9 protein-coding genes and 2 pseudogenes are annotated in these 12,328 nt (G+C 41.4%); 3 read left to right on the forward strand and 8 right to left on the reverse strand.

Annotated features, from left to right (window positions below; genetic code table 11):
- Positions 1–13: 13 nt before the first annotated feature.
- From ACFG4S_RS10655 to ACFG4S_RS10675, 5 genes and pseudogenes are all read right to left on the reverse strand, one after another.
- Entirely contained in the window at positions 14–2,227 is a 2,214-nt protein-coding gene (locus ACFG4S_RS10655) for a tetratricopeptide repeat protein (RefSeq protein ID WP_392534764.1), read from the reverse strand.
- A gap of 262 nt (positions 2,228–2,489) precedes the next feature.
- Positions 2,490–2,669: a photosystem II assembly protein Psb34 gene (gene psb34, locus ACFG4S_RS10660; RefSeq protein WP_392534765.1), complete on the reverse strand. Its 180-nt coding sequence runs from the start codon at positions 2,667–2,669 to the stop codon at positions 2,490–2,492.
- Between the two features lie 204 nt (positions 2,670–2,873).
- Positions 2,874–4,907, reverse strand: a complete 2,034-nt coding sequence (gene thiO / locus ACFG4S_RS10665; protein WP_392534766.1) for a glycine oxidase ThiO — start codon at positions 4,905–4,907, stop codon at positions 2,874–2,876.
- A 92-nt stretch (positions 4,908–4,999) separates the two neighbouring features.
- Positions 5,000–5,401, reverse strand: a complete 402-nt coding sequence (locus ACFG4S_RS10670) for a hypothetical protein (RefSeq protein ID WP_392534767.1) — start codon at positions 5,399–5,401, stop codon at positions 5,000–5,002.
- 16 nt (positions 5,402–5,417) lie between these two features.
- A pseudogene (locus ACFG4S_RS10675) lies at positions 5,418–5,757 on the reverse strand ((2Fe-2S)-binding protein).
- A 76-nt stretch (positions 5,758–5,833) separates the two neighbouring features.
- Between ACFG4S_RS10675 and cimA the strand changes: the two are divergent.
- Positions 5,834–7,504, forward strand: coding sequence for a citramalate synthase (gene cimA / locus ACFG4S_RS10680; protein WP_392534768.1), 1,671 nt, complete (start codon positions 5,834–5,836; stop codon positions 7,502–7,504).
- A 107-nt stretch (positions 7,505–7,611) separates the two neighbouring features.
- Here cimA and ACFG4S_RS10685 read toward each other — a convergent pair whose 3' ends face one another.
- Complete coding sequence (locus ACFG4S_RS10685) at positions 7,612–8,094, reverse strand: allophycocyanin (protein ID WP_392534769.1); 483 nt, start codon at positions 8,092–8,094, stop codon at positions 7,612–7,614.
- 419 nt (positions 8,095–8,513) lie between these two features.
- On the opposite strand from ACFG4S_RS10685, the pseudogene ACFG4S_RS10690 reads away from it, so the two are divergent.
- A pseudogene (locus tag ACFG4S_RS10690) lies at positions 8,514–10,011 on the forward strand (IS5 family transposase).
- Positions 10,012–10,297: 286 nt separating this feature from the next.
- Complete coding sequence (locus tag ACFG4S_RS10695) at positions 10,298–11,209, forward strand: IS982 family transposase (RefSeq protein WP_392530720.1); 912 nt, start codon at positions 10,298–10,300, stop codon at positions 11,207–11,209.
- Positions 11,210–11,480: 271 nt separating this feature from the next.
- Here the strand turns inward: ACFG4S_RS10695 and ACFG4S_RS10700 are convergent, their stop codons facing one another.
- Both ACFG4S_RS10700 and ACFG4S_RS10705 read right to left on the reverse strand, forming a co-directional pair.
- Positions 11,481–11,615 carry a hypothetical protein gene (locus ACFG4S_RS10700; RefSeq protein WP_392534770.1) on the reverse strand — a complete coding sequence of 45 codons (135 nt, stop codon included), beginning with the start codon at positions 11,613–11,615 and terminating at the stop codon, positions 11,481–11,483.
- A gap of 278 nt (positions 11,616–11,893) precedes the next feature.
- A complete protein-coding gene (locus ACFG4S_RS10705; RefSeq protein ID WP_392534771.1) occupies positions 11,894–12,262 on the reverse strand; it encodes a pentapeptide repeat-containing protein in 369 nt (122 codons plus the stop codon).
- Between the last annotated feature and the right edge of the window lie 66 nt (positions 12,263–12,328).

The following is a 12,328-nucleotide window of genomic DNA, read 5'->3' on the forward strand; positions in this document are numbered from 1 at the left end:
TAGCAGGTTTAAATTATAATTTGGACAAAATTTCTGGTAACAACTGGCGAGGAACTTTAGATAAAGCCAAATTTTGTCCTTGTATCCCTAATTCATTATGGAAAGCACGAATTGTTTTTACCACATAAGCGAAGGTTGTTTGATAAGCCTCTGGTTGTTTACTCAATCCGTTTAAGGCTTGTAAATGATTATCTAATGCTATTTCTAAATGTTGAGAACGAGTTGCTTTGTCCCCATTAAAAGACTTATCTATTACTAATTGATAATGTGCTAATGCCAAGTTATTATAAGAAGCAAGCAAATCAAAACTTAAAGAATTTCCCTTAAGTGAATGGGCTAAAGCTATAGCTTCTTCGTAAGCAGTAATGCATAGTTGCAAATATTTTTGCCGTTTTTCTTTAGTTATTTGAGATAAATTTGTTAAATGCCAATAGGCAGTACCGAGATTATTTTGAGTGGCGGCACAGGCGTTAGGAACATTCTCTGGGGTACGATATTTAAGAGCTTCGCTATATACATCAATCGCTAGTTGTAAATTTTCGGCAGGTTGTTCGTATTGTGCCAGATTCCAATAGGCAGTGCCGATATTGTTTTGAATCATGCCATATTTGAGCGGTTCCTCTTGGGGGTTGTAATGTAGAAGTGCTTCTTTATAAGCTGCGATCGCTTTCTTTAAATGTACAATCGGCTGATTGTATTGCCCTAAATGCCAATAAGCAGTACCCAAATTATTTTGACAAGCAGCATACTTTAATGAATCCATATCAGCTGTACGGTAGTTTAGTGCTTCGCTGTAAGCTAAAACTGCTTGTTGCCAATTTTCAGACGGGTGAGAAAAACGAGCTAAATCACCATAAGCTGTCCCCAAATTATTTTGCACTCGGGCATAAGTTTCAGGATGTGTTTGGCGTGAGATTGTGTTTAACGCCAACTGATAAAATTCTATTGCTTGCTCTATATAAGTATGTCCCTCTTCTGAATTGGGTGGTGTGCGATATAACATCCAATAGAGCGTACCCAAGTCATTTAAAATATCTGGGATTTGCGGTGAGGTTTCGTCATAGCTAATTGCCTCCTGATAGGCAATAATTGCCACCATTAAATTTTCTAAAGTTGACTCTCCTTGCTCAATCCGAAGGCGGTATAAGTTCCCCAAGCGATGATAAGCTTCCGCCAATACTTCCCCAAGAACTTGCTGTGAATGTAATTCTTCAATCTCCAACAAAATTTGCTGCGGTTGCAAATAATCTTCTGTATTTTCAACAATATTTGTATTGATTGTTGCTATTACTAGCTCCGTTAACTCGCTGCTAATATGAGATAAAGAGGACAGCAATTGATTATTATTACCACTTCCAGATCTAATAGTGAATTCCATCGGTTGTGGCACATTCTTCGACAAATCTGTTACTGATGGCGAAGTTCCCTGGGTGTGGTGTAAATTATTCGCTGGTGTCCGTGCTGGTAAGTCAGAATTTTTCCCAGACTTTAACTCAGTGGCTGCGGTTCTCAGTTGTCTTTCGGGAACAGATTCATCTGCTATGGACTGCTCAAGATTGTCTACATCAAAGCTTCTGGAATTAGAAAAACGTTCTGAATAGTGGGAATTTTGAGTTGCTGGTGTGGGTTCTCCAGCAAACACAAATACGCCAGTACGGCAACGCCAAAACTGTGGTGCTGATTGTTGAATAGCAGATAACCAAGGACGTGGTAACCACAACAGTAAGTTAGATTCTAGGAATCGACTAGATTCTTGTGTAGAGAAATATTGCTCGCTTAAGCGGAGATAGTGCAAAAATAAACGCTGTGTTGCTACTGGTTCCTTGGTTAGCTGCTCTACGCCAACAATCTGAAATGCTGGTATTGGAGAAGTCCTTCCTGGAGTATCTTTTGATGCCCCAATAATTGGCGGTGGATAATTAGCCAACCATTGATTTACCTGAACTATAAGATTGGGATCTTTTAAATTCAACCGCAACGTGACTAATCGCGGATAAGCTGGACTGCTATTTTCTTGGGCATTTGATGGTTGATATAGCACTTGTCCGACAGGATAAGCCAATGTCGAATGTAAACGTGCTGCTACTTGGTTTCTTAAGTGTAAATCATCACATACTGCGAAAAAAACTTGTCGCCGTAAACCAAGACTTAAGGCAAGTTTTAAGCGTTGGTACACTTGCCGATTCAAATTAAAATTGTTGTTGTGTGCAGTGTCATTCACGCTCATGGCGGCTAAAGAGCCAAAACACAGTATACATTACATTTATAGGTGCATCTAATTCAGCTAAAAATTTGATTATGAAAATGATTTTTAAGTGTATGTTGCACGACTCAGGATAACTTAAGCCTTTCAGGATTGGGAGAATGAAAAACCATGTAATTATACTTAATCTCTAATTCAATTTAGACAAAAAATAAAAAAGCAGGCTCCTCCTGAAATCGGAACCTGAAAAACTATAAAGATGAAATTTTATTAAAATGTTTTAAGCTCAAGTTTTTTGGGAAACAAAGAAGGCGACTACAATCAAGCCTACAACCAAAACTGTAGCAGCAACTCCTAGAAAAATATAGGTTCGTTTTTGCCCTTCTGTAGGAGGTTCTGCTTGATAAATCTTCGGTTCCTTGGCAAAATTATTCAGGCGACCGCCTTCTTCGGTTGTATAGGGCATGAATTAATTCCTTTATCTTTTCTTAATTGTTCATTTAATGTTACATAAATGGTACTTCTGCTCTGGAACTGTTAGACAAATCGTTACATTGGGGATTGCGTTAGGAGTGCTGTTAGCGATAGCGGGGCGTTTAGCCCGTGCTGAGTTAGGAGTTTTGTTTGTCCCGTTGTCCCGTTGTCCCCTCATCTCCCCATGCCCCATTTTCTAACTACTAATCGTCCCAGTCAGGGGTGAACTAGCACTGGCGTAGTCTTTGATAGGCATTCTGCCAGCAAGATAGGCCAGGCGACCGGCTACTGTTGCTAAATTCATGGCACGAGCCATTGCTGGTGGGTTTGGAGAAAGAGCGATCGCGCTATTAATCAATAAGGCGTCTGCTCCCAATTCCATTGCTTGGGCGGCTTCTGAGGGTGAACCAATTCCAGCATCTACTACCACTGGTACACCAGCATTTTCGATGATAATTTGAATATTGGCAGTTGTTTTCAACCCTTGTCCAGAACCAATAGGCGATGCTAAAGGCATCACCGTGGCACAGCCTACTTCTTCTAAACGCTTGGCTAACATGGGGTCAGCGTTGATATAGGGCAGTACTGCGAAGCCTTCTTTAACTAGTTGTTCTGCGGCTTGTAGTGTTCCAATGGGATCTGGAAGTAAATACTTAAGATCGGGTATTACTTCTAACTTCACGAAGTTATTATCTTCCTGTCCCAACAATTTCGCCATTTCTCGCCCCAAACGCGCTACCCGAATGGCTTCTTCCGCAGTTTGACAACCTGCGGTATTGGGTAACATCCAGATTTTTTTCCAATCCAAGGCTTCAGCTAAACCTTCGTGTCCAGGGGCTTTGGTTTGGACTCGCCGCACTGCGACAGTGACGATTTGGCAATCGCTGGCGGTGATGCTTTGCTGCATTTCTTCAATGCTGCGATACTTGCCAGTTCCCGTCATCAACCGCGATTGAAAGGTTTTGCCAGCGATAATTAGTGGAGAATTTGTAGAGACGCGATTCATCGCGTCTAGATTCATCGCGTCTGCGATACGGTGTCCGTTGGCGAAGTTGGCAGAATGAGTCAGCATTGGGGTGGAGGTAGATGGCTTAGTCTGGAAGCGCGAATAGTGAAAATCAGCAAGTAGGGGGTCAGATTTTTCTTCTAAAATTAAATCGGCAATCAAGGCTGCTGTTATGGGCGCAAGTAGAATACCGTTGCGGTAATGACCTGTAGCAAGGGTTAAATTTTGACAATAACTGGTGCCTAGGATGGGTAATTCGTCGGGGGTGGCTGGACGAAATCCCCACCAGAATTCTTCGATGGGATAATCTTTTAATTGCGGATATAGCTCAATGGCAGCTTGTAGTAATGTTTGAATGCCTTCTGGGGTGTTGTGGGGTCTAAAACCAACGTCTTCGCTGGTTGCCCCAATAACGATGCGATCGCCTCTCGGTACAATATAAATATCTTCCCCAAATAAAATCCGCTTCAAGGGCAAGTCCGGCAGCAATTCCGGCACTTTCAAACTCAGCATTTGCCCTTTTCGGGGACGCACGGGTAGCGGTAACAACTCATTTGACCAAGCACCTGAGGCTAAAACATAGTGGGCGGCGCGAATTACTCCAGCATTGGTTTGCACGCCCACAACTTGTCCCTGTTGCTGTAAAAATCCTTCTACTGTAACGCCTTCTTTGATTTCAACGCCAAGAGACTCTGCCGCTGTCCACAACACTTGAGCGAGTGCTTTATTATCAACTTGTGCATCTTCCGGATACCACCATCCGCCAACGACCTCTGCTGCCAATCCTGGCTGATATTGATGGATTGCTTTTTGGTCTAACCAGTAAGCTGGGGAAGAGGCAGAGGGGCACAGGGGCACAGGGGCACAGGGGAAAAACTCCTCTTTTTTACCTCCTCCCTCGCTCCCTCGCTTCCCTGCTCCCCGGCCTTGTTCAAAAAGGGGTGTGAGGATACCACAAGGCCTATAACCAGTGTTTAAGCCTGTCAGGTCTTCTAGTTTATGTGTCCAGTCGGGATATAAGGAACGCGATCGCCAACACAACGAACGCATTGCTTCATCAGAGATTTTTTCGGCATCTGGTGCTAACATTCCGGCGGCGGCGTGGGTAGCGGCAGCCTGAAAATCACGACAAAGCACGGTGACACTTGTCCCGCGCAGTTTTAGTTCAATGGCGATCGCTAAACCAATAACGCCGCTACCAATAATTACAATTTCACTAGTCATTAGTCATTTAGTCATCGATCGTTAGCCATTTATCATTAGTACATAACTAATAAATCATAACTAATAAAGGAATAACTAAAGACTAGTAACCTTTACCACAACGCTCGAATTGGTTCGCTGCTTTGATTTGAATCGGTTGATTGTGTGTTTGTTGTGGAACTATCTGTATTATTAGAGTCTGTTGTATTGTCAGGAGATGAGGTTGAATCATTGGCAGGATTCTGGGCAACATTGCTCCTGTTATCAGGTCTTGGGGCTACAATAGAGCGTTTGTTTTGATTTGTTGGGGTTGTTTCAGGTTCTTCAGTTGCAGTTTCATCATTCCGGCTTCCTGCACTGCTATTAACATTAATATTAGCTGGCAGGACTTTCGCTGCTTTGCCACCGGGATTGTTAGCGGTTTGTACGCCCATAGGAAAATTTATGCCCAGTAATGTACCAAGCAAAATGGCTAAACCTCCAGCCATTAATATTAAGGGTGTCCATCTACCCATCTTGTCTTACTCCTTTTTAACCTTTTGGTGTCCACACTATTCGAGAAACTTGTCCCCAAAATCTATCAAATTTTGTCACATTAACATCTCCTAAAACCTGGGCTTGACTATTTCTTACGCAGGTTTGTTGTAGGAGAATGGGGAGGAAGCGATCGAAAACGGCGATCGCGCCAATTCGCCGCTGATACTTTGCTCTCTACCTTAACCGCGCAGATACCACAACTGCCAATACCCCAACAGTTTATTACCTTAGCACCGTCATTGTAGAGGCCAATACTATTTTTCCGCAAAATTTTTCGGAGATTACCTCCCTGAACGCCCTCAATTGTTTTACCTTGAGCTAGTATTTTAGGCATTTTTGAAATTGCCAAACTGGCTTTTTGTTGTATATTGACACATCGCCTTGAAAGTTGTCTCGTCGGTCCCAGTTTTATGACCACAAATTCTTCACCTCAACTTTGGCTCTATGACACTACATTACGGGATGGCACTCAGCGCGAGGGGCTATCAGTATCGATAGAAGATAAGTTACGCATTGCCAAAAGACTCGATCAACTGGGAATTCCCTTTATTGAAGGCGGTTGGCCTGGTGCCAATCCTAAAGATGTTCAATTTTTCTGGCAACTCCAAGAAGATCCGCTCAAACATTCAGAAGTTGTGGCTTTTTGTTCGACTCGACGCCCCAATACTTCTGCTGCCGAAGAACCGATGCTACAGGCCATTCTGGCCGCGGGAACTCGCTGGGTAACGATTTTTGGCAAGTCTTGGGATTTACATGTCACAGCCGGACTCAAAACGACATTAGCAGAAAATTTAGCAATGATTGGTGACACTATTGAGTACCTCCGTTCTCAAGGGCGTCGCGTGATCTACGATGCCGAACATTGGTTTGATGGCTATAAGCAGAATCGAGATTATGCTTTACAGACATTAGACGTGGCGATCGCATCCGGTGCAGAATGGCTAGTCCTCTGTGATACAAATGGCGGCACTTTACCCCACGAAGTGAGCCAAATTGTCCAAGATGTAGTCAAGGTGACTGAGGAACTGGGGACTAGGAAAGACTCTTCCCAGTCCCTAATCCCCAGTCCCCAGTCACCAATGCCCCAAATTGGCATTCACACTCACAACGATTCGGAAATGGCGGTTGCTAACGCAATAGCCGCCGTCATGGCAGGGGCAAAGATGGTACAAGGCACAATTAATGGTTATGGTGAACGTTGCGGCAATGCTAACCTTTGTTCGCTAATTCCCAATTTACAACTGAAGCTGGGTTACAGTTGTATCAGAGAAGACCAGCTCACACAACTTACAGAAGCTAGCCGTTTTGTCAGCGAGGTGGTGAATCTTGCTCCTGATGAACATGCCCCCTTTGTCGGACGTTCGGCTTTTGCACACAAAGGTGGTATTCATGTATCCGCCGTGGAACGTAATCCCCTGACTTACGAACATCTTAAACCGGAACAAGTCGGAAATCGTCGTCGCATTGTGATTTCGGAACAGTCTGGACTGAGCAATGTTTTAGCCAAAGCCCGCAGTTTTGGCATTGAACTAGATCAACTCAAAGTAGAGGCTAAGCAAATTCTCCAGCGCCTCAAAGATTTGGAGAGTGAAGGATTTCAATTTGAAGCCGCAGAGGCGAGTTTTGCCCTGTTGATGCACGAAGCTTTGGGAGGACGCCAGAAGTTTTTTGAAGTCAAAGGTTTTCAAGTCCACTGCGACTTGATTGAAGGGAAAGAAAGTAGTAACGCCCTAGCCACAGTCAAACTTGCTGTTGAGGGGAAAAATATTCTGGAAGCGGCGGAAGGTAACGGTCCTGTGGCAGCTTTGGATGCAGCTTTACGCAAAGCTTTGGTGAATTTTTACCCCCACATCGCAACTTTTGATTTGACAGATTACAAAGTGCGGATTCTCAACGGACATACGGGCACTGCGGCAAAAACCCGTGTGTTGGTAGAATCGGGCAATGGTCGTCAACGCTGGACAACGGTAGGAGTTTCTACCAACATTTTGGAAGCTTCCTATCAAGCGGTGGTGGAAGGCTTGGAATATGGTTTATTGTTACACTCCCAAGCGGAAGAGGCTTTGAAAGCTTCTAGTTGACAAAACTGGCTGTGTAGTGCGAGATAAATTTAGGGAAAAAGGGAGGCGATCGCCTCCCTTTTTCGTGCAACATTGTCACCTCAAAAGCGATCGCTAAGTGATTTCTACTAGAGAGCGTTAATTAGGTAGTCGAAGTAACTGCCAACTTCGCCAGCATCTTCTCCAGACAACATTGAGATAGCGATGTTCTTCATCGCAAGGACACTTTGGGCAACCGCCTCAATTGGTGTACCAAGGGATCTATACATTTGGCGAACACCAACGACTCCGATCTCTTCAATTGGTGTAGTATCTCCAGCTGCAACACTGTAAGTAATCAACCGCAGGTAGTAATCCATATCCCGCAGACAGGTGGCAGTCATGTCTTTGCCGTAGGCGTTACCACCTGGAGCAACAAGGTTTGGACGCTTTTGAAAAAGTTCTTTTCCAGCTTCTTTAATAATGCGATCGCGGCTCAGAGTTAAAGCTTGCACAACGCGTAGACGGCGCTCACTGCTTGTAACAAACATTTTGATCTGCTCAAGTTCTCCAGGGCTGAGATAGCGAACTTCGTCATCTGCATTTACAATCATTTTTGTAATAACACTCATGAGCTAACTCCTGAAAGATTTAAATTAGATCTATCTGAAATGGTTAAATTATTTACACTTTGAACCTGGGACAGCAAACTGTAAAGTTTCTCACCTTTAATAACTTTTGTTTCTAATAGTTGAGTAGCGGGTAGGCATAGCCCGTCGTAGACATCGCTTTCACAATGTACAAAGCACAAGGTGATAATTTAATATTTCCTTCCCTACAAGATCGCAGAGTACTGTTTTATTTCGGGGGTTATTTGATTAACTACGACATAAAAGTTCTTAATTAGGGGTTGCTGAAAAAGAAAGAGAAGCTCACAGGATATAGATTATCTGACCAAAGAAGTATATTCAGGTGCAAGACTTGAGGGTAAAATAGCCCAAAATCCTTGCATAACCGCGACCAGCAGTACACAAGTGTGCTGTTTGTAACCATGTACAGAAAACAGGGGCAAAATCCAATCTCACCAGAGAACTTTGAATTTCCGTTTTCAGGCAAGTTGTCATCAGATAATCGTTGGATTATTCTGGCGAATTTAATACCCTGGGCAGAATTTGAAGAGGAATATTCATCCGGGTTCTCTGTAGAGATGGGAGCGCCAGCAAAGTCATTTCGGATGGCATTAGGGGCATTAATAATCAAAGAAAAACTAGGAATAAGTGATAGAGAGACAGTAGAATAAATCAAGGAAAACCCTTATCTACAGTACTTCATAGGGATGTCATCCTATATTAATGAAGCTCCATTTGATGCATCGATGCTAGTCCATTTTCGTGAAAGAATTAGTGCAGAATTAGTAAACAAAGTAAATCAAGAAACTGTTAAGAGGATACTAGAGACAACATCTTCGACTTTAGCAACTGAATCAATTGAATCAACTGAATCAACTCAAAAAAAAAGAAGAATTAGAAAAAGAAGATAACACGCCAAAAAATCGGGGAGAATTAATATTAGATGCGACTTGTGCGCCAGCAGACATCAGCTATCCAACAGATTTCGAGCTATTGAACCAAGCAAGAAAACAGACAGAACAAATAATAGACCTTCTTTATGAACAGATAAAAGGTACATTAGAGAAAAAACCAAAGACTTATCGGGAAATAGCAAGAATTGACTACTTAGAAGTCGCTAAAAAGCGTCGTGTATCCCAAAAAGATAGGAAAAAAGCGATTAAAAAGCAGCTTCAATATATCAAAAGAAACTTATCTCATATTGACCAGCTAATCAGAACAGGAGCAACTCTAGAAAAACTAAGTACTAGACAATATAAAATGTTGCTTGTAGTTGTAGAAGTTTATCGTCAACAACTATGGTTGTATGAAAATAAAAAACAGAGTATTGATGACCGAATCGTTAGTTTAAGCCAACCACATATCCGTCCAATTGTCCGTGGAAAAGCTGGGAAAGCCGTGGAATTTGGGGCAAAATTATCAGCTAGTTATTTTGATGGATATGTATTTTTAGACCATATTAGTTGGGATAATTTTAATGAATCAGGAGACTTAAAAGCACAAGTAGAAGCATATAAAAATTATACTGGCTATTATCCAGAATCGGTTCATGTAGATAAAATTTATCGCACAAGAGAGAATAGAGCTTGGTGCAAAGAAAGAGGTATTATCATCAGTGGCCCTCCTTTGGGAAGACCACCTGCTAATCTTAGTAAAGAAAAAAAGAAACAAGATTTAGAATCTGAGAAAATTCGTAATTGTATTGAAGGAAAATTTGGGCAAGCTAAAAGAAGGTTTAGCCTCAATCGAGTGATGGCGAAACTTTCCCATACTTCTGAAACTGCAATTGCTATTACTTTTTTAGTGATGAATCTTTCTACTCACCTGTCGCGCGTGTTTTATGCTTTTTTATGTCTATTTTTGAAAACTGCACCTTTTTTGCAGTTTCCTATAACTGAAAGTTATTATTTTCTGAATTAGAGACAACAAAAGCTTATCTTTCATTTTGCTTGAATAACTAGTCAACCCAAAAGAATTGCTTTTTCATACTTTTTCAGCAACCCCTAATTAAACAGACAAGGAGGTTAAGCCCCTTGTTAAAGATACGTGAGTTCGACGGTTAGAAAAAGCCAAAAAAGCTTGCCATATATAGATTTGCACAATTGGGTATTGTTCAGGCGATCGCTACGATTGATTGAGAATCTGTGAAAAAGTGACAAAAAAATGCCGAGACTAAAAATATCTAAGAAAAATCAAGGTCTCGGCTATGTCTACCATTGTATCTCGGCTCGATATCACTCAAATATTCTGGGATGTAGATGATTTCTGTAACCAATGGGAAAATCTATGGCAGCAAATACCACAATTACCGTCTACTTCTGGAGAGCGTCGCAGTAAATCGAGGATGTGTTTATCAGAGGTAATGACAATAGTCATTGCATTTCATGGCAGTGGATATAAGACTTTCAAGGAATTCTACACTCTGCATGTGCTTCAAAGTTGGCATCAAGCATTTCCGAATTTGGTCAGCTACACTCGGTTTGTGGAATTGATGCCTTGGTGCTTAATGTTATTATGTTGCTTTTTACATACACGTACAGGAGAAATTACAGGGATTAGCTTTATTGATTCCACTCCGATTAATGTTTGTCATAACTGTCGAGCCCATTCTCATAAGGTATTTAAAGGCTTAGTAGAATGGGGTAAAAATTCTGTAGGTTGGCACTTTGGATTTAAACTTCATTTGATTATTAATGATTGCGGAGAATTACTTGCATTTTCATTAACTCCGGCGAATGTAGATGACCGAAAACCAGTTCCAGAAATGACTCGTGACTTAATTGGTAAACTTTTTGGTGACAGAGGATACATCTCTCAAAAATTATTTGAGGAGTTATATGAGCGCGGATTGCAGTTAGTCACAAAATCTAAGAAGAAAATGAAAAACCGTTTGGTAAAACTGATTGATAAGATTCTGTTACGCAAACGCGCTGTGATTGAGTCCGTCAATGACCATCTAAAAAATATATGTCAAATCGAACATTCTCGCCATCGTAGTCCATTTAACTTTTTGGTTAATTTAATGGCTGGTTTAGCTGCTTATACTTATTTGCCTAAAAAACCTTCTATTGACATTTACCCAAAAGGCTTACTTGCTCTACCTCCTGCCCTTTTTTAGCTCTGTCGAACTCACGTTAAAGATAGGTAAATTTACCCCGTGCTGTACTAAGCACGGTGTAAATCAGCTAACCATTTTAAATCGCTGAAACCCTTGCTAATAGGTAATTACGAATTACCCACAACGGTACTAAGCTGTTACGCATTTAATTTGTACATTTACTTTATGACTGTTAACCGTTAACAGTTAACCGTCAACAGTCAACGACCATCAAGAGTGTTTATATACTTTAGACGCGCATCAGCTTAGCTATGTTTTAGGATTCAATGTTTCATTGCTCATTTGAACTCTTTACTCTCTGTACAGGTCCATCATGTCTGTTAGGGTCTTTCTTTTGCTTTTTAGTACCATCAGATTGCTTTTTGGATTTTTTGGCTTCTTTGTTGCCTTTTTTCTCTTTTGACATAATGATTCTCCAATCAAGGTGTTACTTTAATCTAAAATCTGATCTTTGATTTTTAAGTCATTGGCAACCTGGCCAAGTGTTCACCTCTGACTCAAACCGATGCCAACGCATCAATGCTTATCTTGACTACATCCTGCGGCATGATAGTTTATTGATTCATATCAAGTTACTTCAATGTCCTCCAGTAAAAAATACTGATGGGGCTTGAGTTACATTGGTTTTCTCAAAGTGATTGAAACGAAGTCTGAAGATAATGTGAATCAATACAGAGGAACTAGTTAGTGCAAATTTTTTGTTAGGTGTGAGCTAAAGAAATAATTTGCAGACTCTAAGCGATCGTTGTGTGTTTTTCCATCAGGCATTTTTGCGCCCTTCAGATTAGCACCCTTGAAATTTGCTCCTTTAAGTCCAGCCCAGTTTAAATTGGCATAGCTTAGATCTGAGTTCCTCAAGTCTGCGTAGTTCAAAAGTGCCCCAGTCAAATCTATCCCACTCAAATTTGCTTTAGCTAGACTTATTCCTCTCCAGTCTTGCTGTCTAAAATTTCTTTCTCCAGCGGCATATCGTCTTAAAACTTCATTGGCATCCATATTGGTTGCCTCGCAAGGTGTAGCGTTGTCGCTGTTACTATCTCTAGTATAACTCACAAATCCTTACTATTACAGATTTAGTAGAGCGATCGCTAGGCAATATTTCAGATTTGTGAGTTAACC

Origin of the sequence: Nostoc sp. C117 (assembly GCF_043099735.1) — a bacterium.
In the GTDB taxonomy this organism is placed as follows: Bacteria; Cyanobacteriota; Cyanobacteriia; order Cyanobacteriales; family Nostocaceae; genus Nostoc.

Excerpts from the sequence above, each read along its gene's own strand:
- ACFG4S_RS10695 (WP_392530720.1), top strand. The coding sequence starts at position 10,298 with ATGTCTACCATTGTATCTCGGCTCGATATCACTCAAATATTCTGGGAT.
- ACFG4S_RS10655 (WP_392534764.1), bottom strand. The coding sequence starts at position 2,227 with ATGAGCGTGAATGACACTGCACACAACAACAATTTTAATTTGAATCGG.
- thiO (WP_392534766.1), bottom strand. The coding sequence starts at position 4,907 with ATGACTAGTGAAATTGTAATTATTGGTAGCGGCGTTATTGGTTTAGCG.
- ACFG4S_RS10670 (WP_392534767.1), bottom strand. The coding sequence starts at position 5,401 with ATGGGTAGATGGACACCCTTAATATTAATGGCTGGAGGTTTAGCCATT.
- cimA (WP_392534768.1), top strand. The coding sequence starts at position 5,834 with ATGACCACAAATTCTTCACCTCAACTTTGGCTCTATGACACTACATTA.
- psb34 (WP_392534765.1), bottom strand. The coding sequence starts at position 2,669 with ATGCCCTATACAACCGAAGAAGGCGGTCGCCTGAATAATTTTGCCAAG.
- ACFG4S_RS10685 (WP_392534769.1), bottom strand. The coding sequence starts at position 8,094 with ATGAGTGTTATTACAAAAATGATTGTAAATGCAGATGACGAAGTTCGC.
- ACFG4S_RS10700 (WP_392534770.1), bottom strand. The coding sequence starts at position 11,615 with ATGTCAAAAGAGAAAAAAGGCAACAAAGAAGCCAAAAAATCCAAAAAG.